General features: G+C 64.5%; 24 protein-coding genes and 2 pseudogenes (1 of these 26 cut by a window edge). 11 read left to right on the forward strand and 15 right to left on the reverse strand.

The window, feature by feature from the left end; all coding sequences use genetic code 11:
- The 4 genes and pseudogenes from LPJ38_RS09340 to LPJ38_RS09355 form a co-directional block, all read right to left on the reverse strand.
- On the reverse strand, window positions 1–210 hold the beginning of the coding sequence (locus LPJ38_RS09340; protein WP_145643132.1) for a TRAP transporter substrate-binding protein. 882 nt of this gene lie to the left of the window's left edge; only the first 210 of its 1092 coding nucleotides appear in the window; its start codon is at window positions 208–210; its stop codon lies off the left edge, out of view.
- Between the two features lie 321 nt (window positions 211–531).
- A pseudogene (locus LPJ38_RS09345) lies at window positions 532–1005 on the reverse strand (ABC transporter substrate-binding protein); the annotation flags it as partial.
- Between the two features lie 133 nt (window positions 1006–1138).
- A protein-coding gene (locus LPJ38_RS09350) for an IS3-like element ISRj2 family transposase (protein WP_109866565.1) occupies window positions 1139–2268 on the reverse strand; the annotation gives its coding sequence in 2 pieces (ribosomal slippage) (window positions 1139–2016 and window positions 2016–2268; 1131 coding nt in all).
- A gap of 87 nt (window positions 2269–2355) precedes the next feature.
- A pseudogene (locus LPJ38_RS09355) lies at window positions 2356–2991 on the reverse strand (TRAP transporter substrate-binding protein); the annotation flags it as partial.
- A 290-nt stretch (window positions 2992–3281) separates the two neighbouring features.
- Between LPJ38_RS09355 and LPJ38_RS09360 the strand changes: the two are divergent.
- Complete coding sequence (locus tag LPJ38_RS09360; protein ID WP_145637250.1) at window positions 3282–4367, forward strand: Rossmann-fold NAD(P)-binding domain-containing protein; 1086 nt, start codon at window positions 3282–3284, stop codon at window positions 4365–4367.
- A gap of 137 nt (window positions 4368–4504) precedes the next feature.
- Here LPJ38_RS09360 and LPJ38_RS09365 read toward each other — a convergent pair whose 3' ends face one another.
- From LPJ38_RS09365 to LPJ38_RS09385, 5 genes are all read right to left on the reverse strand, one after another.
- The gene (locus LPJ38_RS09365) at window positions 4505–5818 is read right to left on the reverse strand and encodes an NAD(P)H-dependent oxidoreductase (protein WP_145637253.1); all 1314 of its coding nucleotides are present in this window, start codon (window positions 5816–5818) and stop codon (window positions 4505–4507) included.
- Between the two features lie 161 nt (window positions 5819–5979).
- Complete coding sequence (locus tag LPJ38_RS09370) at window positions 5980–6780, reverse strand: phytanoyl-CoA dioxygenase family protein (protein ID WP_145637256.1); 801 nt, start codon at window positions 6778–6780, stop codon at window positions 5980–5982.
- Window positions 6781–6921: 141 nt separating this feature from the next.
- Window positions 6922–7599, reverse strand: a complete 678-nt coding sequence (locus LPJ38_RS09375; protein ID WP_145637259.1) for a GntR family transcriptional regulator — start codon at window positions 7597–7599, stop codon at window positions 6922–6924.
- A 167-nt stretch (window positions 7600–7766) separates the two neighbouring features.
- Window positions 7767–9023 (reverse strand): M20/M25/M40 family metallo-hydrolase, encoded by a 1257-nt coding sequence (locus LPJ38_RS09380; RefSeq protein ID WP_145637262.1) that lies wholly within the window; start codon window positions 9021–9023, stop codon window positions 7767–7769.
- Window positions 9024–9119: 96 nt separating this feature from the next.
- The gene (locus LPJ38_RS09385) at window positions 9120–9971 is read right to left on the reverse strand and encodes a sigma-70 family RNA polymerase sigma factor (protein WP_145637265.1); all 852 of its coding nucleotides are present in this window, start codon (window positions 9969–9971) and stop codon (window positions 9120–9122) included.
- 99 nt (window positions 9972–10070) lie between these two features.
- Here LPJ38_RS09385 and LPJ38_RS09390 point away from each other — a divergent pair, with 99 nt between their 5' ends.
- On the forward strand, window positions 10071–10529 hold the full coding sequence (locus LPJ38_RS09390; protein WP_145637819.1) for a carboxymuconolactone decarboxylase family protein: 459 nt from the start codon (window positions 10071–10073) through the stop codon (window positions 10527–10529).
- A gap of 55 nt (window positions 10530–10584) precedes the next feature.
- Here LPJ38_RS09390 and LPJ38_RS09395 read toward each other — a convergent pair whose 3' ends face one another.
- Entirely contained in the window at window positions 10585–11397 is an 813-nt protein-coding gene (locus LPJ38_RS09395) for an alpha/beta fold hydrolase (RefSeq protein ID WP_145637268.1), read from the reverse strand.
- A 2-nt stretch (window positions 11398–11399) separates the two neighbouring features.
- Complete coding sequence (locus LPJ38_RS09400) at window positions 11400–12218, reverse strand: alpha/beta fold hydrolase (RefSeq protein WP_145637272.1); 819 nt, start codon at window positions 12216–12218, stop codon at window positions 11400–11402.
- Window positions 12219–12351: 133 nt separating this feature from the next.
- Here LPJ38_RS09400 and LPJ38_RS09405 point away from each other — a divergent pair, with 133 nt between their 5' ends.
- Window positions 12352–12894: a methylated-DNA--[protein]-cysteine S-methyltransferase gene (locus LPJ38_RS09405; protein WP_145637277.1), complete on the forward strand. Its 543-nt coding sequence runs from the start codon at window positions 12352–12354 to the stop codon at window positions 12892–12894.
- Window positions 12895–13034: 140 nt separating this feature from the next.
- Here the strand turns inward: LPJ38_RS09405 and LPJ38_RS09410 are convergent, their stop codons facing one another.
- Window positions 13035–14579, reverse strand: a complete 1545-nt coding sequence (locus LPJ38_RS09410) for an acyl-CoA synthetase (RefSeq protein WP_145637280.1) — start codon at window positions 14577–14579, stop codon at window positions 13035–13037.
- A 157-nt stretch (window positions 14580–14736) separates the two neighbouring features.
- Window positions 14737–15909, reverse strand: a complete 1173-nt coding sequence (locus tag LPJ38_RS09415; protein ID WP_145637283.1) for an acetyl-CoA C-acetyltransferase — start codon at window positions 15907–15909, stop codon at window positions 14737–14739.
- Between the two features lie 230 nt (window positions 15910–16139).
- On the opposite strand from LPJ38_RS09415, the gene LPJ38_RS09420 reads away from it, so the two are divergent.
- From LPJ38_RS09420 to LPJ38_RS09455, 8 genes are all read left to right on the forward strand, one after another.
- The gene (locus tag LPJ38_RS09420; RefSeq protein WP_231088597.1) at window positions 16140–16718 is read left to right on the forward strand and encodes a TetR family transcriptional regulator; all 579 of its coding nucleotides are present in this window, start codon (window positions 16140–16142) and stop codon (window positions 16716–16718) included.
- A gap of 54 nt (window positions 16719–16772) precedes the next feature.
- Complete coding sequence (locus tag LPJ38_RS09425) at window positions 16773–17531, forward strand: SDR family NAD(P)-dependent oxidoreductase (RefSeq protein WP_145637290.1); 759 nt, start codon at window positions 16773–16775, stop codon at window positions 17529–17531.
- 186 nt (window positions 17532–17717) lie between these two features.
- Window positions 17718–18524: an enoyl-CoA hydratase/isomerase family protein gene (locus tag LPJ38_RS09430; protein WP_145637293.1), complete on the forward strand. Its 807-nt coding sequence runs from the start codon at window positions 17718–17720 to the stop codon at window positions 18522–18524.
- 44 nt (window positions 18525–18568) lie between these two features.
- Window positions 18569–20440, forward strand: a complete 1872-nt coding sequence (locus tag LPJ38_RS09435) for an AMP-binding protein (RefSeq protein ID WP_145637296.1) — start codon at window positions 18569–18571, stop codon at window positions 20438–20440.
- Between the two features lie 158 nt (window positions 20441–20598).
- Window positions 20599–21726: an acyl-CoA dehydrogenase family protein gene (locus LPJ38_RS09440; RefSeq protein WP_145637300.1), complete on the forward strand. Its 1128-nt coding sequence runs from the start codon at window positions 20599–20601 to the stop codon at window positions 21724–21726.
- 119 nt (window positions 21727–21845) lie between these two features.
- A complete protein-coding gene (locus LPJ38_RS09445; RefSeq protein ID WP_145637303.1) occupies window positions 21846–23090 on the forward strand; it encodes an acyl-CoA dehydrogenase in 1245 nt (414 codons plus the stop codon).
- A gap of 170 nt (window positions 23091–23260) precedes the next feature.
- Entirely contained in the window at window positions 23261–24505 is a 1245-nt protein-coding gene (locus LPJ38_RS09450; RefSeq protein WP_145637306.1) for an acyl-CoA dehydrogenase, read from the forward strand.
- A 119-nt stretch (window positions 24506–24624) separates the two neighbouring features.
- Window positions 24625–25323 (forward strand): nitroreductase, encoded by a 699-nt coding sequence (locus tag LPJ38_RS09455; protein ID WP_145637309.1) that lies wholly within the window; start codon window positions 24625–24627, stop codon window positions 25321–25323.
- A 73-nt stretch (window positions 25324–25396) separates the two neighbouring features.
- Here LPJ38_RS09455 and LPJ38_RS09460 read toward each other — a convergent pair whose 3' ends face one another.
- Together LPJ38_RS09460 and LPJ38_RS09465 are read right to left on the reverse strand one after the other, a co-directional pair.
- A complete protein-coding gene (locus LPJ38_RS09460) occupies window positions 25397–25945 on the reverse strand; it encodes a sigma-70 family RNA polymerase sigma factor (RefSeq protein WP_145637312.1) in 549 nt (182 codons plus the stop codon).
- Window positions 25945–26178: a NepR family anti-sigma factor gene (locus LPJ38_RS09465; RefSeq protein ID WP_007597239.1), complete on the reverse strand. Its 234-nt coding sequence runs from the start codon at window positions 26176–26178 to the stop codon at window positions 25945–25947. Before LPJ38_RS09465 ends, LPJ38_RS09460 begins: the two co-directional genes overlap by 1 nt.
- Window positions 26179–26337: the final 159 nt, after the last annotated feature.

Below are 26337 nucleotides of genomic sequence, written 5' to 3' on the forward strand. Positions count from 1 at the left end.
CGGCTGGATCTGGAATTTGTTGTCGGTGGCCTCGGCGACGCGCTTGCAGAAATATTCGCAGCCGCCGTAGAGCGTATCGAGCGCCTTGGGCCAGCTCGCCGCAAGGCGCCATCTCACTTCGGGTGATGACTGCGCGATGGCCGGCGCAGCAACGGCTGTGCTTGCGGCCAGCCCAGCACCTGTCACTTTCAGGAAATCACGACGTTTCATGTATCCCTCCATTGCGCCGATTCCTCGTCAAGGGAACGATCTTGGTGTCGTCTTGGCTTCGCCGATCATCGACGTGGTGTTTTAAAAGATTTTGGTGTTTCCGAAGGCCCTTGGGGCTCTTTTTGAAATCCGCGCATCGCGGTACGGCGTCAGGATGACCGGTCGCCTTGCGATAATCAAGCGTCGTCGGTGTGCTCGCAATTGCGAAGCCGAGGTTCGGCGGCCGATTTCGGTTGAAAGGGCCGACAAATCGTCGAAAACCCCGGAGACAGCGGTATCTCCGGGGCTTCTTCGCCTTTAGTCGTGGAATGTCTCAGCGCATCATGTCTTGGCGCGCATCCGTGCCATGAAGCCGTCGTAGCTCAGCTCCGCAACCTGCGTCCAAGGCAGCGAGTCGTTCTTGAACGCCATCATGCTCGCATACATCTTGCCGAAATGCGGATTGGACTTGGAGAGGTCCGCGTAGATCTCGTTCGCCGCGTTGTAGCAGGCTTCGAGCACTTCCTGCGGGAAACCCCTGACGAGCGCGCCGTTCACGATCAGCCGCTTCAGCGCCGGCGCATTCACCGCATCGTATTTGCCGGTGATCCAGGTGAAGGTGTCGCGCGATGCCGCGTCGATCGCCGCCTTGTAGTGCTTGGGCAGCGCATTCCACTTCTCGATGTTCATGATGTTGTGGCCCTGGCTCGTGCCTTCCCACCAGCCGGGGTAGTAGTAATATTTGGCGACCTTCACGAAACCGAGCTTCTCGTCGTCATAGGGGCCGACCCATTCGGCGGCGTAGAGCTGGCCCCGGTTGTTTGGACAGCGCCCCGCTGGATTTAAGTGGATTCCTGCCGGGTTATGCTGAACGCGGGGCTTTACGATTTTGTCGTTGCGTCGGGAGGGCGTAGCCCGACCAGAGCGACGACAAAATCGTCGGCGACGGTCATGCGGCCATCACCATAGCTTGCGTGCCGAAGTAAGCCTCGTCGGGCGTGCGCCCGTCAAGGCTCGAGTGAGGGCGTCCCTGATTGTAGAAGGCCAGATACTTGGCAATTGACGCTCGCGCCTCGGACACGCTGTCGTAGGCGCGGAGATAAACTTCTTCGTATTTGACCGTGCGCCAGAGCCGCTCGACAAACACGTTGTCGCGCCAGGCGCCCTTGCCATCCATGCTGATGGCGATCTTCGCGTCCAGCAGCACATCGGTGAACTCGAGGCTGGTGAACTGGCTGCCCTGGTCCGTGTTGAAAATCGCGGGCCTGCCGTGCTTCGCCAACGCCTCCTGGACCGCTTCGACGCAGAAGGCCGCCTCCATTGTGATCGAGACGCGATGGGCCAGGACCCGTCGGCTGAACACATCGACGACCGCCGCGAGATAGACGAAGCCACGCCGCATCGGAATGTAGGTGATGTCCATTGCCCACGCATGGTCGGGCCGCTCGATCTTCAATCCGCGCAACAGGTACGGGTAGATCTTGTGACCCGGAGCCGGCTTGCTCGTGTTCGGGCGACGATAGACCGCCTCGATCCCCATGCGCTTCATCAGCGTCGCGATGTGGCGGCGACCGGCGTATACCCCCTCCCGCCGCAGCAACGATCGCAGCATACGCGCTCCCGCGAAGGGATAATCGAGATGCAGCTCATCGAGCCGACGCATCAAGGCAAGGTCCTCGGCCGAAACTGGCCGAGGTTCATAGTAGACCGTGCTGCGAGCCAGCTTCAGGACCTTCGCCTGGCGCACGATAGAAAGATCATGACCGCGGTCGATCATCGCTTTGCGCTCAGCAGGCCCGCCTTGGTGAGCGCGCCGGACAAAAAATCGTTTTCCAACGCCAGCTCGCCGATCTTGGCATGCAACGCCTTCAAATCGACCGGCGTCTCGGCCGATGTCTTGTCATGCCCAAACACGCCGGCGGCGCCTTCCAGGAGCTGGTTTTTCCAGATCGTGATCTGGTTCGGATGAACATCAAACAGTTGCGCCAGCTCCGCCAGTGTCTTGTCTCCTTTGACCGCAGCCAAAGCAACCTTCGCCTTGAATGCCGGAGAATGCGTCCGGCGGCTCTTCTTCGTCATCTTCGCTCCTGATTCGCAGCAAGAATCCTCGCCGCTGTCAGGCAGAAAATCCACTCAAGCTACTGTCCGAATTTGCGGGGCCAGCTCTGCGTCAATGGTGCCCTTCTCCAGCGCCGGGTAGATGTCGCCGCCGGCGAGCTGCTGCGGCACGCAGCCCAGCTTGGAGAGGATCGTGCCGGCGAAGCCGCCGATGCGCATCTTCAGGCCCTTCAGGTCCTCGACGGACTTGATCTCCTTCCTGAACCAGCCGCCCATCTGTGCGCCGGTCGATCCGGTCGGGATGCCGTAGACGTTGTGCTCCCTAAGCAGGTCGTTGACGAGATCCTGCCCACCGCCCCACAACAGCCAGGAAATCTGCTGCCGCGTGTTCAAGCCGAACGGCAGTGCGGTCGCGAAGGTGAACGCAGGATTCTTGCCCCAGTAATAGTAGAGCGCGGTGTTGCCGATTTCGACCGTACCGTTGGAGACGGCGTCCAGCACCTGCAGGCCCGGGACGATCTCTCCGGCCGCAAACGGTTGGATCTGGAATTTGTTGTCGGTGAGGTCGGCGACCTGCTTGCAGAAATACTCGCAGCCGCCATAGAGCGTATCGAGTGCCTTCGGCCAGCTCGTGGCGTAGCGCCACTTGATCTCGGGCGAGCCCTGCGCGATTGCGGGCGCGGCAACAGCGGTGCTTGCAGCTAGGCTCGCGCCTGTCACCTTGAGAAAATCACGACGTTTCATGCGTATCCCTTCCATTGCGTCGATGCGTCGAGCAGGGACGATCTTGTTGTCGTTTTGGCCTGATCGAGGAACGACGTTCTTTTGTTTGAGATTTGATGGCGTTTCCGAACGGCCCTGATGGGCTCTTTTTGCTGGAATTCCGATCGTTGCGGTTCCGTCGGTAAGGATGACCGTTCGTCCAGGGATAATCAAGCCGCCCGCCATCTCGCGGCTGCGAATGCGCGCCAGACGCAAGTCGTGACGGGCGGCGTTTTGCTACAGGATTGGGCAACAACAAAGGGAGGCTCGCAATGACGGGCAAGAAGGTCGTGGTGGCCGGCGCGACCGGTCTCGTTGGCAACGCCGCGTTACGACACTTCGGCACATCGGAGCCTTGCGAAGTCGTGGCGTTGTCGCGGCGCAAGCCGCGCAATCTCTATGGCGCCCGCCACGTCCCGGTCGACCTCGCCAGCGCTGCAGATTGCGGTCGCGCCGCGCCCGAGCTTCGGGGTGCCACCCACCTGATCTATGCCGCGCTCTATGAGGCGCCGCAGCTCGTCGACGGCTGGCGCGACCAGCAGCAGATCAAGGCCAACGACCAAATGCTGCGCAATCTGATGGGCGTGCTCGAGCCGGCCGCGCCCGAGCTAAGACATGTCGCCCTGCTGCAGGGCACCAAGGCCTACGGCGTCCACGTTCGCCCGCTCATGGTGCCGGCGCGCGAGGGCCGCTCCGAAATGTATGAGCAGCCAAACTTCTACTGGGCCCAGGAAAACTTTCTGCGCGATCTTCAAAAGGGTAAGGCCTGGCACTGGAGCATCTTGCGCCCCGTTCTGATCGTCGGGCTCGCCATGGGCGGCGCCATGGATTTGATTCCGCCGCTCGGCGTCTACGCGGCCATGCTGCGCGAGCAGGGCAGGCCGCTCGATTTTCCCGGTGGCGCCCCGCGCGTGAGCCAAGCCGTCGATGTCGATCTCCTCGCGCGCGCGATCGCCTGGTCGGGCGAGGCAGGAACAGCACAGAACGAGGCCTTCAACGTCACCAATGGCGACGTCTTCACCTGGGAAAACATCTGGCCCGCTGTGGCGGACGCGCTGGAGATGAAGCCCGGCAAACCCGTCCCGATGTCGCTCGCCAAGGAATTCCCGAACTGGGTCGCCCCTTGGGACGCGTTGCGGCGCAAGCACGAGTTGGTGTCACCAGGTCTCGCCGAGTTCGTCGGCCTGTCGTTCCAATATGCCGACTACAGCATGCGCTACGGCCTGACCGAATCCGGCCCGCCTTCGATCGTCTCCACGGTGAAGATCAACCGCGCCGGCTTCACCGAGATGATGGACACCGAGGACATGTTCCGGAAGTGGTTTCGGCAGGCGAAGGAGGAGCGGCTGTTGCCGTAGGGAGCGCCGGAGAAGGCAGCGCGCTGTTTTCCGCAAAAGGTCGTCATGCCCGGGCTTGTCCCGGGCATCCACGTTCTGCGTTCCGCAAGGAAGGACGTGGATGGCCGGGTCAAGCCCGGCCATGACGCAGCGACGTTCTACCCTTCCTTCGCGAAAGCCGCTTCCATCGCCTTTCGCATCTTGATCGTCTCGTTGTCGGCGTCGAATTCCACGTCGCTCCAGCGTACGATCTGGCCATGGGCGACGTCGTGCTTCAGCTTGAGACGATGCGCGAGGCCGATCGGCAGCGCGCCGGCCTTCAGGCTCGCGGCCGCCGGCAGCAGCTTGCCCCACACCGTGTAGCCGCCTTCGCCATCCAGCATCTCGCCGGCGCGCAGGTTGCGTTTGGCGACCGCCGCGACATCGCCCCGGAAGCCCATGGCCTGTCCGGTCGGCTCGCCCCGCAGCGCGGCCGACAGCACCGAGATGTTCAGCTCCAGCCCGATCAGATGATAAGGCTTGTACATCGCGGCATAGCGTCCGCTGTGGTCCGTTTTGAGGCCGTATTGCCTGAAGCAGTCGGCGGCATAGTCGTTCGGCGCCTCCAGCACGACATAGACGCCCCAGCGCAGATCGCGAAACACCGGTCTTCCGTCGCGCTCGAGCGAAGAGACCACCTCCACCACGCCTGCCCGCGCCAGCACGCCGCCGCGCGAGCGCGGCCGCATGATGTGCGGCAGATCGTCGACGCCGCAGGGCGGAAACAGCAGGCCGTCCGCGGGCACGTCGAGGGCGCAGGCATTGGCGATCGCGGCCATCTCGATCGCCGATTTGGTGCCGTCGAGGAAGGAATTGAACATCTGCGGATTCATGCCAGCCGACTGCGCCTCGCCGGCCGTGAGACCGTAATGCTGCCAGACCCCGTCAGGCGTCACGTCGTGATAGGCCGGCAGGTATTTTGTACCTTTGCCGGCGGCAACCACGCGAAAGCCGGTGGCGCGGGCCCAGTCGACCATCTCCGCGGTCAGCGCCGGCTGGTCGCCATAGGCAAGCGAATAGACCACACCCGCCTTGCGCGCTTCCTCGGCGAGCAGAGGCCCGGCCAGCACGTCGGCTTCGACATTGACCATCACGATGTGCTTGCCGGCCGCAATCGCAGCGCGCGCGTGCTTGATGCCGACGGCGGGATTCCCCGTGGCCTCCACCACCACATCCATCGCGCCGCCGGCAATGGCACGCACACCGTCATCGATGAAGGTCGTCGCGGCGATGCGGTCGGCGTCCCAGCCGACGGTGCGGCACGCTTCGCGTGCGCGCTCGCGGTCGATATCGACGATGATGGACACCTCCAGCCCCGGCGTGTGCGGCACCTGAGCCAGAAACATCGACCCGAACTTTCCGGCGCCGATCAGCGCGACACGAACGGGCTTGCCGGCGGACGCGCGGGCCTGGAGGAGGCGGAAGAGGTTCATGTTGTCATCCGATCGGTCTCGTGTCCCGGACGCGGTGCAGCGCTTCTTCAGCGCTGCTCCGCAGAGCCGGGACCCAGTGGAAGGGAATTTCGCGCGGCATGGGACCCGGCGCAGCAGCGCATCACTGCGTGCTGCGCTGCGTCCGGGGCACGAGACCCACCTTACTCCGCCGCCTGCCGCGGCGCACGGGCGAGCCGCAGCAGCGCGTCGTCCTCCACTGTCTTGATCGGCGCAAAATCGCGATGTGCGATGTAATCTGGCCGCGTCGGGGTGCGGATGTAGTTCGAGACCGCGTTTAGCGTCAGGTACACGATCTTGCGCGGATAGGGCGTGATGTTGCCGGCCGAGCCGTGCACGAGATTGCCGTGGAACATCAGCATGCCGCCGGGCTTGCCCGTCGGCGCGACGATGCCGCCCTGCTTGACCAGACGCGTGACCGTGTCCTCGTCCAGCGTCCACAGCGGATAGGAGGTGGTGGCGAGATCGTGCGAGGCTTCGAGATCGCCGGCATTCTGGCTGCGCGGCACCAGCATCAGGGGGCCATTGATCGGCATCACCTCATCCAGGAAGATCGCGACGTTCATCGCCCGCGGCTCCGGCATGCCGTCGTCGCGCTTCCAGGTGCCGTAATCCTGGTGCCACTGCCAGACGTCGCCGGTGAAGGCGGATTTCGCGTTGATCTTGAACTGGTGCATATAGACCGGCTCGCCGAACAGCTGCTCGACCGGCTCGATCATGCGCGGATGCGCGCCCAGAATGCCGAAGGCCTCGTTGTAGAGATGCGCGGCAAAGGCAGTGCGCGGTGCGCCGCTCTTCTCGCGCCAGACCTCCGGCCGGTCGGCGTCATAGATGCCGACCGCTTCGCGCGCGAGCAGGTCGACCTCCTCCTGGCTGAACAGCTCGGGCAGGAACAGCCAGCCCTCGCGGTGGAAGAACTCCAATTGCTCCTGAGACAGTTTCATGGGTCGTCCTCCTGTTTGACTTTTTGTTGTTCGTCGTTCCGGGGCGATGCGAAGCATCGAACTATGGTCCGCAATTGCGCACCTGAGAACCTCGAGATTCCGGGTCGCGCTGTCGCGCGCCCGGAATGACAGCGCAAATGGCTATGCCGCCACGTCGTCCGTCGCCCGCAATCTCTCCTCCGTCATGCGTCCCGCCGTCTGCGCATGCGCCAACGCCGCACGTTCGGCGGCTTTCGCATCACCTGTGAGAATGTGCCTGGCGATGTCGGCATGCTCCGCCCAGGCGCTGCCGCGATAGTCGAGCTCGGACAGCACCGTCGCCATCGAGCGGCGCATGTGCGGCCATTGCGGCGCGATCGTCTCCTCGATCACGGGATTGCCGGCGAGCTGATAGATCGCGCGGTGAAAATCGACGTCGAGCACGATCAGCTCGGCGAGCTCAGTGTTGCGGTCGATGCTGCGTCCCGCGGCGAGCGCCGCTTCCAGCTGCGCACGACCCGCAGCGTCGGTGCCTGCACGCTCCGCGGCAAGCCGGGCGGCCAGCGCGTCAATGGCGCCGCGGACCTCGTAGAGCTGGCGGATGCGCGAGGGGTCGAGTTGGGTGACTTCGAAGCCGCGCTTGCCGCTCTCGGCGACGAGGCCCTGCCGGTGCAGCAGATGCAGCGCGTGCGACACCGGCTGGCGCGAGACGCCAAGCTTGTCGGCGAGTTCGTTCTGGCGGATGCGCTGGCCGGGCTGCAGCGTCCGGTCGGAGATCGCCTCCAGGATCCGGGCATAGACCTGGTCGATCAGATTCGGGAGCGGGTCGAGGGGGATCACACCGGCAACTCCGAAGGCAGGGAATACGGAATTCCGTATTCGAAAATACGCGGTATGGCAGCCGGCGTCAAGCGGTACCAGAGGACGGTGCCGCTCGTTGTAAGGGGACGGCTAAGCTATTGATATTGCTTGTACCGTCTACTGTGCATGGGGTTGTTTTCGTCGTCTTATTTCTTCTTGCCCTGCTCGATCAGCATCCGGCTCATCAGATAGAGCCGCGGCACGATCGAGCCCGTGTCGATGAATTCGTCGCGGGCGTGATAGCCGAAGCCGGCGAGGCCGAAGCTCTCGACCACGATCGCCTTGCCGCTGCGGTTGGCGTAGCCGGCATCGGTGGCGCCGCCGGTGATCTCGGTGATGTCGAGCTTGCGGTCGATCTCGGCATAGATCGCCTGGCCCTCCTGCGCCAGCGCGCGGCCGCGATCGCTGGCGACGAAGGGCGGACGGCCCGGCGTGATCGTCACCTTGGTTTCGGTGTCGGGCACGAGCTTGTTCTTCACCTTCTCGTCGAGCGCCGCCTGCAATTTGGCGATGCCGTCCGGAACGGTGAGGCGGACGTCGGCGCCGGCCTCGGCCTTCTCCGGGATCTGGTTACGCACGGTGCCGGCCTGCGCCGTGGTCCAGTTCAGCTGCGTACCTGGGATCGATTTGGCGACGTCCTTGGTCTGCAGCAATTGGTGCGCGAGCTCGATCAGCGCGTTGCGGCCGAGATCGGGCGCAGCGCCGGCATGGGAGGCGCGGCCCTTGACCTCCATCTTCGCGGTCGCGGTGCCGCTGGCGCCGAGCAGCAGCGCGTCGTTCCTCGCCGGAGGCGAGGCCGCAGTCGGCTCGCAGGAGAGCACCACGTCGTGCTGATCGGCGAGCTCCGAGATGATCTCGCCCGACCCGATCGATCCGACCTCCTCGTCCGGATTGAGCGACACGGTGAGCCTGGCATAGTCCTGCCAGCCGGCGTCCTTGAGGATCTTGAGCGCGTGCAGGATCACCGCGATGCCGCCCTTGTCGTCGGCGATGCCCGGCCCATAGATCTTCGTGCCGTCGACGCGGTACGGCTCGCTCGCCAGCACGCCGCGCTGATAGACCGTGTCCATATGGGCGATCAGCATCAGCTTGCGGGTGCCGCTGCCCTGGAAGGTGGCGATCACCATGTCGGCGCGCGTGCCGGCGGTGGTCTTGCGTCGTTCGACGGTCGCGCCCAGCGCCTTCAGCCGGGCTTCGGTGAAATCGGCCATCTTCTTCAGGCCCTCGGCATCGCCGCTGCCGCTCTCGATCATCACCATGTCGCGCAGCGTCTCGATCAGCGGCGCCTTCTCCTGCTCGGCAGCCGCCTTGATCTTCTCGTCGGCGGCAGCGAATGCGGGCGTCGCAGCGGTGGCGAGGCCGAGCATCGACAGGGCGAACAGCGGAGTGAGGCGGAATGTCATGGGGAATCCTTTCGCGTCTTGAACGGCGGCGGCACTGCGCGCGATTGGCTTGAGCCTAGCATCGCGCGAGACCCGATGCCACGCCGACTGACACGTTTAGAGCACCTCCACCTTCAGCGCTGCGATCTGCTCGGCATCCGCAATGGTATCGATCGCCGCGATGCGGTCGCCGTTGAAGATGACGCGGAGCGCGATGCGCAACTGTCCGCCGAGGATGACGGCAACGCCGATCTCGCCGTCGATCAGTGCGGTCCGCGCTGCGCGGGCGCGCCCCTTGTAGAGCTGTGCGACTGCATCGGCGCCGCGGATCTCCGGCAGCGTGCCGAGCCGGACCGCGGCATCATCAGCGCGGAATACCACGTCGGGATCGAGCATGGCGAGCAGGCCTTCGAAATCGCCCTCACGCGAGGCCTTCAGAAAGGCATCGACGATTCCGCGCTGACGCGACAGATCCGTCTCCGGCACCGCCGCGCCTTGCACACGGCGTCGCGCCCGGCTCGCCAGCTGCCGCGAAGCATCGACCGAGCGTCCGACGATCGGCGCGATCTCCTCGAAGGGAACGGCGAACATGTCGTGCAGCACGAAGGCGAGCCGCTCCGCCGGCTGCAATGTCTCCAGCACCACCAGCAGCGCCGCGCCGACGGAATCGGCCATCTCCGCCTCGCGCTCCCGCGTCTCGTCGGCCGGCTCGGGCACATGCGGACCCATCGGCTCCTCCTTGCGTGACTTCCGCGCGCGCAGCATGTCGAGGCAGATGCGCGCGACCACGGTCGTGAGCCAGCCGCGCAGGTTCGCGACGTCGGACATGTCGTAGCGGCTGACCCGCAGCCAGGCCTCCTGCACGGCGTCGTCGACCTCGGCGCGGGACCCCAGCATCCGGTAGGCCACCGCACGCAAATGGTCCCGGCTGGCCTCGAACTGGTGGGTCAGAAAATTTTCTTCGGTCATCGGTCACATTCCCTCATCGCGATCCGTCATGCCCATGACGAAGCCAATCCGGCCGATGTGACCGGAACCTTCGAAATTCGACAGATGGAGACGAAAATGATGCACGCCCGCATGAATCACCCGGTCATGGTCCTGCCGGAGGCCATGAATGTCCTTCAGTCCCTCGGCAATCTGACCAAGCAGGGCCTGCCGGAGAAGCTCCTGGAATTGGTGCACCTGCGCGCCAGCCAGATCAATGGCTGCAGCGTCTGCGTCGACATGCACCCCAAGGTCGCGCGCAAGCTGGGCGAGACCGACGAGCGTCTGTTCGCCGTGTCGGCCTGGCGCGAGGCGCCCTATTTCACCGAGGCCGAGCGCGCCGCGCTGGCGCTGACCGAAGCCGTCACGCGCCTCGCCGATCGTGAGGACCCGGTGCCGGATCCGATCTGGAACGAAGCCGCCAAGCATTTCGACGAGCGCGAGCTCGCAACGTTGATCGTCGCGATCGCGACCATCAACGTCTGGAACCGCCTCAACGCGGCGATCAAGATGCCCGTCGGCGTATGGAAGGTGGCGTGAGGCGGGCACCGCCCGCAAGCTTCCTCTCCCCGCGAGCGGGGAGAGGAAGGAGCGGTTACTCCGCCAAAAACCTGTTCACCACCTCGCCGAACTCCAGCGGGGCCTGTTCGAACATCCAGTGGCCGGCGTTCGGTATCACCGCGGTCCTGCTGCCCGCGATGTGCTCGGCCAGCACGCGCCACATCACCGACAGGCTGCCGGTGGTCGCGCCGCCGCCGATCAACAGCGTCGGCGTCCTGATTGCCTGCGCATCAGCGAGCGTATAAGGCCGCCGCTGCTCGTTGATCTGGCCGAGGAAGGTCAGCGCGTTGTCGCGCAGCTGCTGCTTCGCGGCGGCCGGCACGCGACGCCAGGAGCCGTCGCCTTCGATGCCTTCGTAGAAGTTCTGCAGGGCGCCCTCGATGTCACCGGCGCGGATCATCTCGACCGACCGCACTGTGCGCGTCGCCAGTGATGGGTACGCGGGCGTGCCGTCAGGCACCGGCAAGCTTGCGTCGAGATCGCCGCCCGGCTCGGCCAGCACCAGCTTGCGCAGCAGATCCGGCCGCGTCTGCGCGACGCGAAAAGCGATGTGCCCGCCGCGCGAATGACCCATCAGGTCCACCGGCCCGGGCTTGACCTGCTCGATGAAGGCGATGGTGTCGGCGACGTGCTGCGCCATCTTGTAGTCGTCGCCGGCGGCGTCCCAATGCTCGGGAAAGAAGTGCCGCAGGCTGACCGAGATCACGCGATGGCTCTTCGAGAGCGGACCGAGCACTGAGTACCAGGTGCGGAAATCCCCGAGCGTGCCGTGCACGCAGACCAGCGGCGGGCCCTCCCCAACTTCGAGGTAGGCCATATCGTAACCGTTGACGCGGAATGATTGCATGATCAGCTCGCCAGAAAATCCAGGACGACTTCGGAGTATTTTTGCGGCGCCTGCTCGAACATCGGATGCGTCGCATTCGGGATGATCGCGGTCTTCGAGTAGGGCACATGGGCGGCGAGCGCGTGCAGCACCTTGGGCAGCAGCCCCTTGGTTCGCGCGCCCAGGATGAACAGTGTCGGCATCTTGATCGCTTCCGCGTCCGCCTTCGAGAAGGGCGGGCGATTGTCGCGGACCTGGCCGATCAGCGTCATGGCATTGTCGCGCAGATTCTGCTTCACCATCGCCGGCAGCCGCGGCCAGGTGCCGGCGCCTTCCAGCGTGTCGACGAAGACGGCAAGGCCGCCGTCGACGTCGCCGGCTGCGATCTTCTCGGCCGAGGCGGTGAAGCGCGCCAGCAGCGGCGAGGGACCGCCGACGTATTCGGGATCGAGGCTGGCATCGAGCTCGCCGCCGGGCTCGGCCAGGATCAGGCGGCGCAGCAGATCCGGCCGCGCTTGCGCCGCGCGAAAGCAGATGTGCCCGCCGCGGGAATGCCCCATGAGGTCGACCGGGCCGAGGTCGAGCTTCTCGATGAAGGCGATGACGTCCTGCACATGCTGCGCGATCGAATAGGTGTCGCCGACGCCGTCCCATCGTGCCGGGAAGAAGTGCCGCAGGCTGACCGCGAGCACCCGATGCCGCTGGCTCAGCGGGCCGAGCACGCAGCCCCACACGCGAAAGTCGTTGAGCGAGCCGTGGACGCAGACCAGCGGCGGACGGCCGTTGTCCTCGCCCACGTCGAGATAGGGCATGTCGTAACCGTTGACGTGAAGGCTTTGCATTCCGGGCTCGCGAAGGTTGGAACTCCTGTGCAAGATTCCCGGAAACCGGGTGGATCGCAACTATTTCCAAGTCTAGATTTCGCAGGAGTTCAAAGAGGGGGCCTGCACAAGAAGCAAGCCGGGAACCAAGGTCATGACCGACCAGCATTTTGCCCTGTTCGACACAAGGATCGGCCTCTGCGCCATCGCCTGGGGTCCGCGCGGCATCAACGGCACGCAACTGCCGATGGGCGGCGAGCAGAAGATCCGCACCCGCATCAGCCAGCGCCACCCCGAGGCGACCGAAACCGAGCCGACCCTCGAGGTGCGAGTGGCGATCGATCGCATCACGAAACTGCTTGGGGGCGAGCCCGACGACCTCACCGACATCCCGCTCGACCTCGACGGCGTGCCGGAATTCAACCGCGGCGTCTACGACATCGCCCGCACCATTCCGCCGGGCAAGACCATCACCTATGGCGATATCGCCAAGCAGCTCGGCGGTGTCCAGCTGTCGCGCGATGTCGGCCAGGCACTCGGCCGCAACCCGTGCCCGATCGTGGTGCCCTGCCATCGCGTGCTGGCGGCCGGCAACAAGCCCGGCGGCTTCTCCGCGAATGGCGGCGTGGTGACCAAGCTGAAGATGCTGGAGATCGAAGGCGCGCTCGTGAACCATACGCCGAGCTTGTTTGATTGACGCTCAAAGGTCTCATGCCCCGGACGCGGTGCGGTACGAAGTGCTGCACTGCAGAGCCGGGGCCCAGCGTCTCAGCGACATGGGTCCTGGCTCTGCGGTGCACCGCTGCGCGCTGCACCGCGTCCGGGACACGAGACCGTCTAAATCTTTGCCGCCGTCTTCGGCCAATATTTGTCGCGCAGATGCCGCTTCACCAGCTTGCCGGTGGGCGTACGTGGCAGCTCGGCTTCGAAATCGATCGAGCGCGGGCACTTGATCGCGGAGAGGCGGGTCCTGCAGTAGGCGATCAGGTCGGCCTCGAGCGCCTTGCCGGCGCGGCTCATGTCGTGCGGCTGCACCACCGCCTTCACCTCCTCGCCCATCTCCTCGTTCGGCACGCCGAACACGGCGACGTCGGCGACATCAGGATGGGTGATCAGCACGTCCTCGGTCTCCTGCGGGTAGATGTTCACCCCGCCTGAGATGATCATGTAGGACTTGCGGTCGGTGAGAAAGAGAAAGCCGTCCTTGTCGAGATAGCCGACATCGCCGAGCGTCGACCAACCCTTGGCGTTATAGGCCTTCTTCGTCTTCTCGGGGTCGTTGTGATAGGTGAAGGCCGGCGCATCGGCGAAGTAGACCGTGCCGATCTCGCCGACCGGTTGCTCCTCGTCGTTCTCGTCCACAATCTTGATCTTGCCGACCACGGCGCGGCCGACGCTGCCGCGATGTTCCAGCCATTGCTGCGAATTGCAGACGGTGACGCCGTTGCCTTCCGAGCCCGCGTAGTACTCGATCAGGATCGGTCCCCACCACTCGATCATCTTGGCCTTGACGTCGACCGGGCAGGGGGCCGCGGCGTGGATCGCGCCCTTGAGCGTGGATACGTCGTACTTGGTGCGGACCTCGTCCGGCAGCTTCAGCATGCGCACGAACATGGTTGGCACCAGCTGCGATTGCGTGACCTTGTATTTCTCGACCAGCTTCAAGAACTCTTCGGCGTCAAAATGCTCCATGACGATGGAGGTGCCGCCGAGCACGATGGCCATCATGTTGAAGCGCAAGGGAGCGGCATGATAGAGCGGCGCGGGAGACAAATATGTGCTCTCGGCATTCATGCCGCACATGTCGGCGCAGAGCACGCGCAGGAACGCGTTCGGCACGTCGATCCTGTTGCCCTCGAACGCTTTCTTGATGCCCTTGGGCCGGCCGGTGGTGCCGGACGAATACAGCATGTCATAGCCCGCGACCTCGTCTCCGATCGGCGTCGTCGGCTGAGCGGCGGCTTCCTTGTCGTAAGAACGGAAGCCCGGCAGCGGCTCGTCCATCATGTAGAAGATCGGCTCGCCCGGCGCGCCCTTGATGAGGTCCTTGATCTGCTCGGCGCATTTCGGCGTGGTGATGACGACCTTGGCGCCGCAATCCTTGATGATGTAGTCGATCTCGTCCTGCTTCAGATAGCGGCTGATCGCGGTGTAATAGAGCCCGCTGCGTTGCGCGGCCCAGCACAGCTCCATGAAGGCGAGACGGTTCTCCATCAACAGCGCGATGTGGTCGCCGGCCTTGAGGCCAAGCGAGCGGAACAGATGCGCGCCCTGGTTCGAGAGCTCGTCGAGCTCGCGATAGGTGATCGCCTTGCCGGTGCCGGCCATCTGGTAGGCGATCTTGTTCGGCGTGGTCTTGGCGTGGATGGAGGGGTGGGTCATGGCGCTGTTTCAATACCGGCAAATGGATGTGACGTTCCCCGGACGCAGCGCAGCGCGCAGCGGTGCGCTGCAGATCCGGGGTCCACTGTGAGGCATGGGTCCCGGCTCTGCGCCGCAGCGTTTCACGCTGCAGCGCGTCCGGGACACGAGAGACCGCTTACAGCCGCTCCACGATCGTCACGTTGGCCATGCCGCCGCCTTCGCACATGGTCTGCAGGCCATAGCGCTTGCCGCGCTGGTGCAGGGCGTGGACCAGCGTCGTCATCAGCTTGGTGCCGGAGCCGCCGAGGGGATGGCCGAGCGCGATCGCGCCGCCGTTGACGTTAAGACGCTGCGGATCGGCGCCGGTGGTCTTGAGCCACGCGGTCGGCACCGAGGCGAAGGCCTCGTTGACCTCGAATAGGTCGATGTCGTCGATCTTCATGCCGGCCTTCTCCAGCGCACGCTTGGTGGCATGCAACGGGGCGTCGAGCATGATGACGGGGTCGCCGCCCGTCATGGTCATGTGATGGATGCGCGCGAGCGGCTTGACGCCGAGCTGCTTGAGGCCGCGCTCGTTCACCACCATCACGCCGGAGGCGCCGTCGCAGATCTGGCTGGCGCTGGCCGCAGTGAGCTTACCGTTCTCGGCGATCAGCTTCACGCCCTTGATGCCCTCGATGGTGGCATCGAAGCGGATGCCCTCGTCGATGTGGTGGGTGTCCTTGCTGCCGTCGGCGCGGGTGATCTCGAGCGGCACGATCTCCTTCTTGAAGTTGCCGGCTTGCGTCGCCGCGATCGCGCGCTGATGGCTGCCAAAGGAGTACGCGTCGAGCTCGTCCTTGGAGAGGCCGTACTTCTCGGCCATCATCTCGGCGCCGGTGAACTGGCTGAACACGATGTTCGGATACTTCGTCTCGATGCCCGGGCTCTTGTAATTGCCAAAGCCGTTCTTGGCCGGCAGCTGCGAGGACAGGCCCATCGGCACGCGCGTCATCGATTCCACGCCGGCGGCGATTACGACGTCCATCGCGCCGGACATCACCGCTTGCGCGGCGAAGTGCAGCGCCTGCTGGGAGGAGCCGCACTGGCGGTCGATCGAGGTGCCCGGCACGCTCTCCGGCAGTTTCGAGGCCATCACTGCGTTGCGTGCGACGTTGTTGGATTGCTCGCCGACCTGCATCACACAGCCCATGATCACGTCCTCGACCAGGGCGGGATCGACCTTGGTGCGGTCGACCAGTTCGTCCAGCACCTTGGCGGCGAGATCGGCCGGATGCCAGCCGGCGAGGCGGCCCCCCTTGCGCCCGCCCGCGGTGCGCGCAGCGGCGACGATGTAAGCCTCGGCCATTCGGTCTCTCCCTGAATTCTTGATTGGGTCGGTTGTCGGGGCGGATTTAAGGGGCGCGCGATCGTTTAGTCAATCGATCAATTAACTCTTGTGATGAGGCGCTGCTTGCGCTTATCTGCGCGCCTCTTGAAGCGTATTCAGGGATCTCCGTGGCTACCAGCGTACCGACCAAGCTCCCCAGCGGAAGAAATTCCACGGCAGAGAAATTGCTCGTGGCCGCGAGCGAGCTGATGATCGAACGCTCCTCGATCGAGATCTCGCTCTCCGACATCGCGCAGAAGTCGGGCGCCAATGCCGCGCTGGTGAAGTATCATTTCGGCAACAAGGATGGTCTCTTGCTGGCCCTGCTCGAGCGCAATGCCGCGACCGAGCTCTCCAATCTCGAATTTCTGCTGGCGCAGCCGATCACGGCGACGGCGAAGCTAAAGCTGCATATCGGCGGCATCATCCGCGCCTATTATCGGTTCCCCTATATGAACCGGCTGATCCATTATCTCCTGCACGAGACCAACACCGCGGCCGCCGACGAAGTCTCGAAGTTCTTCGTGGCGCCGCTGCTCGACTTTCACCGCCGCCTCCTCGCCGACGGCGTCAATAGCGGGGAATTCCGCGCCACCGATCCGGTGCTGTTCTACACCAGCCTGATCGGCGCCTGCGATCACCTGTTCTTCGGCCGGCACGCGATGTCTCGCGCGACCGGCGTCGGCCCGGTCACCGACGAAGTCTGCCGGCAATATATCAAGCACATGGAAACGCTGATCTGCGGCGGCATCCTCACGCAAGCCGAGGAAGCCGCTGCTGCCGGATGATCCGGCCGAACCTCTCAAGTCTAGAGAAGAAACGCCCAAGGAAAGGTATTTGCGATGCAGTTGAAAGACGTAGCCGTTCTCATCACCGGCGGTGGCTCGGGCCTCGGAGCCGCGACCGCTCGCGCCATGGCTGCCAAGGGCGCCAAGATCGGCGTGATCGACCAGAGCAAGGAAAACGCCGAGAAGGTCGCCGCCGAGGTGAAGGGCGTCGCGCTGCATGCCGACGTCACCAGCGAGGAGCAGATCAAGGCGGCGATCGCCAAGGCGGAAGCCGCGCATGGCGTTGCCCGCGTGCTGATGAACTGCGCCGGCATCGGCGGCTCGCAGCGCATCGTCGGCCGCGACGGCGTCTACCCGCTCGAAAAGTTCGCGCGCATCATCAACGTCAATTTGATCGGCACCTTCAACTGCCTGCGCCTGTTCGCCGAGCGCCTGGTCACGATCGAGCCTGTCGGTGAAGAGCGCGGCGTCATCATCAACACGGCGTCGGTCGCCGCTTACGAAGGCCAGATCGGCCAGATCGCCTATTCGGCCTCGAAGGGCGGCGTCGTCGGCCTGACGCTGCCGGCCGCGCGCGACCTCGCCAGCCAGAAGATCCGCGTCAACACCATCGCGCCCGGCCTGTTCTTCACGCCGCTCTTGATGGGTCTCAATGAGGAAGCCCGCAAGAGCCTCGGTGCGCAGGTGCCACATCCCTCGCGCCTCGGTGATGCCAACGAATACGGCATGCTCGCGGTGCACATCGTCGAGAACCCGATGCTCAACGGCGAGACCATCCGCCTCGACGGCGCCATCCGCATGGCGCCGCGGTAGACGACGCTCTTACCCTCCCCTGGAGGGGGAGGGTCGGCGCGAAGCGCCGGGGTGGGGTGATCTCTCCACTCGGGCAGTGTGGGCGAGGTGAGACCGTCACCCCACCCCGCTCGCGCTGCGCGCGATCGACCCTCCCCCTCCAGGGGAGGGTGGCAGTTCGGCTCACGACCGATGCACGAGGCCCTCATGTCCCAACCGCTGCTGATCGAGCACAAGGACGGCGTCGACCGGGTGACGCTCAATCGGCCCGAGCATCTCAACGCGCTCGATCCGGCGCTGATCGACGCGCTCAACGACTATTTTCAGGGCCTGCAGCGCAACCGCGACACTCGCGTCGTCGTGCTCAAGGGCGCCGGAAAGAATTTTTGTGCCGGCCTCGATCTCAAGGCGGCGATGGCGCGCCGCGCCGGGCAGCAGGAGCCGCCGGGCGTTACCGAGTCGCTGGACTCGCAGCGGCGCATTGCCGACATCGTGATGCTGATGCGGCGCTGTCCGCAGCCGGTTCTTTCGCTGGTGCAGGGCGCTGCAGCCGGCGGCGGGTTTGCGCTGGCGCTGGCCTCCGACATCCGCATCGCGACGAGATCGGCGCGGATGAATTGCGCCTTCATCAAGCTCGGCCTCGGCGGCTGCGACATCGGCACCAGCTATTTCCTGCCGCGCCTCGTCGGCGTCTCCGTGGCGTCCGAGCTGATCCTCACCGGCCGCTTCATCGGTGCGGAGCGTGCGCTCGCGGTAGGACTCGTGTCCGAGGTTGTGGATGAGGACAAGCTCGACGACGCGGCCGCGCCTTATGTCGATGCGATGATGACGGCCTCGCCGGTGGGGCTGCGGCTGTCGAAGGAATGTCTCAACATGAGTGTCGATGCCGGCTCGCTGGAAGCTGCGATTGCGATGGAGGATCGCAACCAGGTCCTGTGCAGCCGCTCGGAGGAATTTTCGGAAGGCATCAGGGCCTTCCTTGAGAAGCGAAAGCCTGTCTATATCAAGCGCTGAACGATCAAGATCCGCAAAGGACAAGAAATTCCGGGAGACGCAAAATGAGTGGAAGCGCGGCGGCCGTGATGACGAAGCCCGCCTTTCGCAAGGTCGAATGGCTCGAGCGCGACATCGCCATCGAGCGCCGCGATGATGGCACGGTGGTGCTGAAGTCGCGCATTCCGCTGCAGACTTACGAGAAGCACATTCCGGCCTCGCTGGCGAAATGGGCGCGGGAAGCACCCGAACGCATCTGGCTGGCGCAGCGTGGCGGGCCCATCCGCGAATGGCGCAAAGTGTCTTACGGCGAAGCCAAGCGCACCGTCGATGCGCTGACGCAGGCGCTGCTCAACCTCAAGCTCGATGGACGGCCGGTCACGATCCTCTCCGGCAATTCGATCGAGCACGCGTTGATGACGCAGGCGGCAATGCAGGCGCGCGCGCCGGCGGCTCCGGTGTCGCCGGCTTACTCCTTGATGAGCAACGATCACGTCAAGCTGAAATACCTGTTCGACCTGATCAAGCCGGCCGTGGTGATGGTTCAGGACGGCCCGACTTTCGAGAGGGCCCTGAAGGCGCTCGATCTCACTGGTGTCACCGTGGTCCACGTCACCCGACCCTGCGACGACATCAAGAGCGTCAGCTTTGCCGAGCTTGCGGCGACGCCTGTTACCGTCGATGTCGATGCGTCGATCGCGCAGATCACGCCGCAGACAGTCGGCAAGCTGCTGTTCACCTCCGGCTCGACCGGTATGCCCAAGGCCGTCATCAACACGCAAGAGATGATGTGCGCCAATGCGGCGATGATGATGCAGGTGCGGCCGCGCGATCCCAATGGCCCTGTAGCGACCATGCTGGACTGGATGCCCTGGAATCACACCATGGGCGGCAATGCCGCGTTCCATCCGATCCTGGTTGACGGCGGCACGCTCTACATCGATGACGGCCGGCCGATGCCGGGCCAGTTTGAGGAGACACTGCGCAATCTGCGCGAGATCTCGCCGACCTATTACGCCAACGTGCCGGCCGGCTATGCGGCGCTCGCGGCTGCGATGGAGAAGGACGATGCGCTCTGTCGTTCCTTCTTCAAGAATTTATCGATCATGGCCTATGGCGGCGCGCGGCTGCCCGACGATCTCTACGATCGCATGCAGGCGCTGGCGGTGAAGACCACCGGCGAGCGCATCGTGTTCTACACCGGCTGGGGCTCGACCGAGACCGCGCCGACCTCGACCGGCACCTATTGGGACACCGAGCGCGTCGGCCTGATCGGCCTGCCGTTCCCCGGCGTCGAGCTGAAGATGGTGCCGTGCGGCTCGAAATACGAGCTGCGCCTGCGCGGCGTCAACGTCACGCCCGGCTATTTCGGCCAGTCCGAGCTAACGAAGAAGATGTTCGACGAGGAAGGCTTTTATTGCATCGGTGATGCCGGCATCTTCGTCGACGATTCCGATCCGGTGAAGGGCATCATCTTTGCCGGGCGCGTGGTGGAAGACTTCAAGCTCACTACTGGCACTTTCGTGCATGTCGGCTCGCTGCGCACCGATGCAATCGCGGCGGCGACGCCCGTCGTGCACGACGCATTGGTCGCGGGACAGGATCGCGCCTTCATCGGCCTCCTGGCTTGGCCGAACCTGCATGCCTGCCGGCAGCTCGTCGGCAATCCCGATCTGAGCTTTGCCGACGCGGTGAAGCATCCCGAGGTCATCGCTTGTTTCAGGCGTGGGTTGGAGACGCACAACAGGGAATGCGAAGGCGCCAGCAGCCGCATCATCGCCCGCGCGATGCTGATGGTCGAGCCGCCTTCGATCGACGGCAACGAGCTCACCGACAAGGGCTACATCAACCAGCGCGCCGGCCTCGAGCGCCGCGCCGCGCTGGTGGAGCGGCTCTATGCGGATCAGCCGGATGAGGATGTGATCGTGTTGCGATGAAGACGACTCTCTCTCCAATCGTCATTCCGGGATGCGCCGTAGGCGCAGGCCCGGAATCCATACCCCCGACTCGTGGTTATGGATTCCGGGCTCGCGCCAAGGGGCGCGCCCCGGAATGACGGCCCATGAATAGAGCGAATGAGCAAAGGTAGCCCGCCATGAACTTCGACTTCTCCGACGACCAGAAGCAGCTCCGCGATCAGGCGCGCAAATTCCTCGCCGAAAAGTGCTCGCCCAAGGCGGTGCGCGTCGTGCTCGACGGCAAGGCGCCTTACGACAAGGAGCTGTGGAAGGGGCTCGCCGAGATGGGCTTTCTCGGCGTTGCGATTCCCGAAGAGTTCGGTGGCGCCGGCGCCGGCCATCTTGAGCTCTGCGTGATTGCGGAGGAGATGGGCCGGGCCAACGCGCCGGTGCCGTTCTCCTCCACAGTGTACCTCGCCGCCGAGGCGCTGCTGATCGCCGGCAGCGACGCGCAGAAGAAGAAATGGTTGCCGGCGATCGCCTCGGGCGAGGCTATCGGAACGCTGGCCTTGTTCGAGGGCAAGGGCAATCCGTCACCGAAGAACGTCAAGCTCACGGCTGCGAATGGCGTACTCAACGGCGTCAAGAAGCCGGTGGCGGACGGTGCCATCGCCGATTTCGCGGTGGTTGCCGCGCGAACCGGCTCGAGCGGGCGCGACAGCGACATCTCGCTGTTCCTGGTCGATCTCAAAGCCGGCGGCGTCGAGGTGAAGAGCCTTACCAATCTCGATCCGACCCGCGGGCAAGCGGAAATCACCTTCAAGGATTGCAAGGCCGAGCCGCTCGGCGCCGCGGGCGAAGGGTGGAGCATCCTCACCCAGGTGCTCGATCGTGCCGCAGTGCTCTGCGCCTTCGAGCAGGTCGGTGGCTCCGACCGCGCGCTGGAGATGGGCCGCGATTACGCGCTCGACCGCATCGCCTTCGGCCGGCAGATCGGCTCGTTCCAGGCGGTCAAGCACATGCTCGCCGACATGTACGTCTCGGCGACGCTGGCGCGCTCCAACAGCTATTACGGCGCCTGGGCGCTCTCGACCAATGCGGCCGAGCTGCCGGAAGCCGCCGCCGCCGCGCGCATCAGTGCGACGCAGGCGTTCCAGCACTGCGCCAAGAACAACATCCAGGTTCACGGCGGCATGGGTTTCACCTGGGAGTTCGACTGCCACATGTACTACCGCCGCGCCAACGCCATGGCGCTCGGGCTGGGTAGCCTGTCCTATTGGGAAGACCAGCTGATCGACCGGATGCGGAAGAAGAACGCGGCATGATGTTGTCGTCATTCCGGGGCGGCGCGATAGCGCCGAACCCGGAATCTGGAAATGAGTGAATAACATTGAGATTCCGGGTTCGCGCTGCGCGCGCCCCGGAATGACAGAGAGATGAGACCATGAACTTCGACGACACCCCGCAGGAAGCCGAATTCCGCGCTACCGCCCGCGCCTGGATCAACGCGAACGCGCCCAAGCAATATGAGGAGGAGCTGCGCAAATCCTCGCTCGGCCGTACCGTGCTGAAGAACGCCGATATTCTCGAGGTCGCAAAAGCCTGGCAGAAAAAGAAAGCCGACGCTGGCTGGGCCTGCCTGCACTGGCCGAAGGAGTATGGTGGCCGCGGCTCATCGCCGATCGAGCGCGTGATCTGGCAGCAGGAAGAGGGCCCGTTCGGCCAGCTCTCCCGCATGTTCATCATCGGCCACGGCATGTGCGGGCCGACCATGATGGCGTTCGCGCGCGAGGAGCATAAGCGCACCTATCTGCCGCCGCTCGCATCAGGCGAAAAGGTGTGGTGTCAGCTGTTCTCCGAGCCGGCCGGCGGCTCTGACGTCGCGGGCCTGCGCACGCGCGCGGAGAAGGACGGCGACGATTGGGTGATCAACGGCCAGAAGATCTGGACCTCGGGCGCACATTATTCAGACTACGGCATCCTGCTCACGCGCACCGATCCGACCGTGCCCAAGCACAAGGGCCTCACCATGTTCTTCCTGGACATGAAGAGCCCCGGCGTCGAGGTGCGGCCGATCAAGCAGGCGAGCGGCGCCTCCGACTTCAACGAGGTCTATTTCACTGATGTCCGCATCCCCGACCATCAGCGCCTCGGCGAGGTCGGTGACGGCTGGAACGTCTCGCTGACCACGCTGATGAACGAACGCAGCGCGATCGGCGCGGCCGTCTCGACCGGTTTCCCCGAGCTGTTCGAATATTGCTCCAGCCTGATGCTCGACGATGGTCCCGCGATCGAGGATCGCGCGGTGCGTTCGAAGCTGGCGAATTGGGCGGTCAAGGCGAGCGGACTCAAATACACCAGCATGCGCGCGATCTCGGCGCTGTCGAAGGGCGAGCGGCCGGGACCGGAGAATTCCATCGGCAAGCTGGTGGCGGGCTCGATGATCCAGGACGTCGCGACCTACGCACTGGACTTGCAGGGCGCGAACGGCGTGGTCAGCGGCGAGGATGCCGAACTCGCCGGCCGTTTCCAGGCCATGCTGCTGCGCGCGCCGGGCACCCGCGTCGAGGGCGGCACCGACGAGATCATGCGCAACATCATCGCCGAGCGGGTGCTGGGCCTGCCCGGCGATATCAGGGTCGACAAGGACGTGCCGTTCAACAAGATCCCGACGAAGGGAAGAGCTTAGCCGTGTCCCGGCTCTGCGATGCAGCACGCAGTGCTGCTTCGCAGAGCCGGGATCCAGAGAGCTGCAATGGGCCCCGGCTCTGCAGCGCACCGCCATAGCGCGTCTAAGACGCGCGTAAACGCGCTAATGGCGCTGCGCCGCGTACAGGGCACGAGAGAGGAGAGTTCGAAATGAATTTCGACGACACCCCGCAGGAAGCCGCATTCCGCGAGACCGCGCGCAAATGGGTCGAGGCCAATGCGCCCAGGGAGCTGCATGCCGAGTTGTCGAAATCCTCGCTCGGGCGCATTCGTCTCGCTCACCACGACATCGTCGATGTCGGCAAAGCCTGGCAGAAGAAGAAGGCCGAGGGTGGCTGGGCCTGCCTGCACTGGCCGAAGGAGTATGGCGGCCGCGGCGCGACGCCGATCGAGAAGGTGATCTGGCAGCAGGAAGAGGGCGTCTACGGCAAGCTGACGCAGCCGTTCCAGATCGGCGAGGGCATGTGCGGTCCGACCGTGATGGCGTTCGGCAGCGAGGAGGCCAAGCGCCGCTATCTGCCCAAGCTCGCCTCGGGCGAGGAGATCTGGTGCCAACTGTTCTCCGAGCCGTCGGCCGGCTCCGACGTTGCGGGCCTGCGCACGCGCGCGGAGAAGAAGGGCGACAATTGGGTCGTCAACGGCCAGAAGATCTGGACCTCGGGCGCGCATTATTCCGACTACGGTCTCCTGATCGCGCGCACCGATCCCAACGTGCCCAAGCACAAGGGCCTCACCATGTTCTTCCTGGACATGAAGAGCGAGGGGGTCGAAGTGCGTCCGATCAAGCAGGCCAACGGCATGCAGGAGTTCAACGAGGTCTATTTCACCGACGTGGTGATTCCGGACAGCCAGCGTCTCGGTGCCGTCGGCGACGGCTGGAGCGTGTCGCTGACCACGCTGATGAACGAGCGCATGTCGATCGGCGCGCGGCTCGCGACCGGCGTCCCCGAGATGTTCGAGTTCTGCTCCAATCTCGTGCTGGAGGACGGGCTCGCGATCGACGATCCCGCGGTGCGTTCGAAGCTCGCGAGCTGGGCGGCGAAGTCGAACGGGCTGAGATTCACCAGCTACCGCACCATCTCGGCGCTGTCGAAGGGCGAGCGGCCGGGCCCGGAGAATTCGATCGGCAAGCTGGTCTCGGGCATGATGCTGCAGGACATCGCGACCTACGCCATGGACCTGCAGGGCGCGGCCGGTGTTCTCACCGGCAACGACGAGGAGACGGTGCAGGGCCAGTTCCAACAGATGCTGCTGTCCTCGCCCTCGATGCGCATCGCCGGCGGTACCGACGAGATCCTGCGCAACATCATCGCCGAGCGGGTGCTGGGCCTTCCGGGCGACATCCGGGTCGACAAGGACGTGCCGTACAACAAGATCCCGACCAAGGGACGGTGACGTGGCATTGTAGGGTGGGTTAGCGCAGCGTAACCCGCCACTTCTGTCGCTGCGGAAACAAAAGACGTGGGTTACGCCTTCGGCTAACCCACCCTACGAAGAAAGCGGCGAGCTGATCCATGGACACACACGTGAAACAAACCAACCGCATCGGCGTGCTCGAAGAACTCCTCAACGAGCGCTATTCCGTGCGCGCCTTCCTCCCCAAGGAAGTCGACCGCGCCACCATCGAGCATGTGCTGACCACCGCGCAGCGCACGGCCTCATGGTGCAACAGCCAGCCCTGGCAGGTGATCATCGCCAGCGGCGCGGCCAAGGAGCGCTTTCGCCAGGCGATCTACAAGGAGGCCTCGGGGGGACTCGGTGACGACTACGATTTCACGCCGCCGCGCGAGTATGTCGGGGTCTATCTCGAACGCCGGCGCGAGAGCGGCTTCCAGCTCTACAACACGCTCGGCATCGCCCGCGGCGACAAGATGGCGTACGCCAAGCAGGCACTGGAGAACTACAATTTCTTCGGCGCGCCGCATGTCGCGATCATCCACACCAACGAGCCGCTCGGCATCTACGGTGCGATCGATTGCGGCGCTTATGTCTCCAACTTCATGCTGGCCGCGCAGGCGCTTGGCCTCGGCACGATTCCGCAGGCCGCGCTCGCGCGCCATTCCGGCCTGATCCGCCGCCATTTCAACCTGCCCGAGGATCGCCGCGTCGTCTGCGGCATCTCGTTCGGCTATGCCGACCACGCGCACAAGGTCAACAGCTACCGCACTTCGCGGGCCAGCGTCGCCGACACCGTGACCTTCGCGGACGAGTGATTCTCGTAAGCGCGCAAAGGCGGCCGCGGAAGCGGCCGCCTCGATGTCGTCTCGAACCGGACGATGCCAGCCGTCAGCCGCCGCTGCCGCCGATCACGGCCCGCACGGTCTCGTCGGGCCCGAAGTCCTCGGCGCCCTCGACATAGAGCAGCGCGGCGAGCTTCGAACGGGCGCGGTTGACGCGGCTCTTGATCGTGCCGACCGCACAGCCGCAGATCGACGCCGCGTCCTCGTAGGAGAAGCCGGATGCGCCGACCAGGATCAAGGCTTCGCGCTGGTCCTGCGGAAGCTTCTCGAGTGCCGTGCGGAACTCCTCGAACTCGAGATGCGCGTTTTGCGACGGTTGCGTCTTCAGCGTCTTGGCGTAGTTGCCTTCGGCATCCTCGACCTCCCGCCGCCGCTTGCGATAGTCGGAGCGGAACAGGTTGCGCAGGATCGTGAACAGCCACGCCGGCAGGTTGGAGCCGGGCTGGAACGAGTCGATGTTGGCCAGCGCGCGAAGCAGCGTCTCCTGCACCAAGTCGTCGGCGCGGTCCGCATTGCCGCTGAGCGAGATGGCGAACGCGCGCAAGCTCGGCACGGCTGCCAGGATGTCGTTACGCAGGGAGTCCGTGAGAGGCATTAATCCCTCCCATTGTTGTTGTCGTTGGATCCCCCACCATTTTCCACTTGGGGCGTCGCTCCTGGCGCATCAAGCTTTTTGATCAGCTCCGCGAACCGATCCGGAACCCCCTGCCGCACGACGTCGTCGTACATGGCGCGGAGCTGATGCCCGATCCGGGATTGAATCTCCGGAGTGAGCCCTCCCTTGCCGGGGGTCGTGCTTTTGCTGGCTTGAGACTTGAGATCTTTCATGACCTGTTCCACGTTTCCCCGAGTTAAGTGACTGTAAAATCGAGAAGTTTTCTCAACCGGGAGCCGTTCCCTGGATAGGCACAATGCGACGTGAGATAAAAAGTTCCGCCCGCAGCGGAACTTTTCTTGGCGTGAGGCGTAAACAGCCCAGCAGGGGAA

This window comes from Bradyrhizobium daqingense (genome assembly GCF_021044685.1).
In the GTDB taxonomy this organism is placed as follows: domain Bacteria; phylum Pseudomonadota; class Alphaproteobacteria; order Rhizobiales; family Xanthobacteraceae; genus Bradyrhizobium; species Bradyrhizobium daqingense.

Coding starts and splice junctions, on each gene's coding strand:
- LPJ38_RS09385 (WP_145637265.1), bottom strand. CDS start 9,971: ATGACCGAAGAAAATTTTCTGACCCACCAGTTCGAGGCCAGCCGGGAC.
- LPJ38_RS09440 (WP_145637300.1), top strand. CDS start 20,599: ATGAACTTCGACTTCTCCGACGACCAGAAGCAGCTCCGCGATCAGGCG.
- LPJ38_RS09380 (WP_145637262.1), bottom strand. CDS start 9,023: ATGACATTCCGCCTCACTCCGCTGTTCGCCCTGTCGATGCTCGGCCTC.
- LPJ38_RS09405 (WP_145637277.1), top strand. CDS start 12,352: ATGACCGACCAGCATTTTGCCCTGTTCGACACAAGGATCGGCCTCTGC.
- LPJ38_RS09395 (WP_145637268.1), bottom strand. CDS start 11,397: ATGCAATCATTCCGCGTCAACGGTTACGATATGGCCTACCTCGAAGTT.
- LPJ38_RS09390 (WP_145637819.1), top strand. CDS start 10,071: ATGCACGCCCGCATGAATCACCCGGTCATGGTCCTGCCGGAGGCCATG.
- LPJ38_RS09465 (WP_007597239.1), bottom strand. CDS start 26,178: ATGAAAGATCTCAAGTCTCAAGCCAGCAAAAGCACGACCCCCGGCAAG.
- LPJ38_RS09410 (WP_145637280.1), bottom strand. CDS start 14,579: ATGACCCACCCCTCCATCCACGCCAAGACCACGCCGAACAAGATCGCC.
- LPJ38_RS09425 (WP_145637290.1), top strand. CDS start 16,773: ATGCAGTTGAAAGACGTAGCCGTTCTCATCACCGGCGGTGGCTCGGGC.
- LPJ38_RS09365 (WP_145637253.1), bottom strand. CDS start 5,818: ATGAACCTCTTCCGCCTCCTCCAGGCCCGCGCGTCCGCCGGCAAGCCC.
- LPJ38_RS09415 (WP_145637283.1), bottom strand. CDS start 15,909: ATGGCCGAGGCTTACATCGTCGCCGCTGCGCGCACCGCGGGCGGGCGC.
- LPJ38_RS09445 (WP_145637303.1), top strand. CDS start 21,846: ATGAACTTCGACGACACCCCGCAGGAAGCCGAATTCCGCGCTACCGCC.
- LPJ38_RS09455 (WP_145637309.1), top strand. CDS start 24,625: ATGGACACACACGTGAAACAAACCAACCGCATCGGCGTGCTCGAAGAA.
- LPJ38_RS09430 (WP_145637293.1), top strand. CDS start 17,718: ATGTCCCAACCGCTGCTGATCGAGCACAAGGACGGCGTCGACCGGGTG.
- LPJ38_RS09460 (WP_145637312.1), bottom strand. CDS start 25,945: ATGCCTCTCACGGACTCCCTGCGTAACGACATCCTGGCAGCCGTGCCG.
- LPJ38_RS09450 (WP_145637306.1), top strand. CDS start 23,261: ATGAATTTCGACGACACCCCGCAGGAAGCCGCATTCCGCGAGACCGCG.
- LPJ38_RS09370 (WP_145637256.1), bottom strand. CDS start 6,780: ATGAAACTGTCTCAGGAGCAATTGGAGTTCTTCCACCGCGAGGGCTGG.
- LPJ38_RS09400 (WP_145637272.1), bottom strand. CDS start 12,218: ATGCAAAGCCTTCACGTCAACGGTTACGACATGCCCTATCTCGACGTG.
- LPJ38_RS09435 (WP_145637296.1), top strand. CDS start 18,569: ATGAGTGGAAGCGCGGCGGCCGTGATGACGAAGCCCGCCTTTCGCAAG.
- LPJ38_RS09360 (WP_145637250.1), top strand. CDS start 3,282: ATGACGGGCAAGAAGGTCGTGGTGGCCGGCGCGACCGGTCTCGTTGGC.
- LPJ38_RS09420 (WP_231088597.1), top strand. CDS start 16,140: ATGATCGAACGCTCCTCGATCGAGATCTCGCTCTCCGACATCGCGCAG.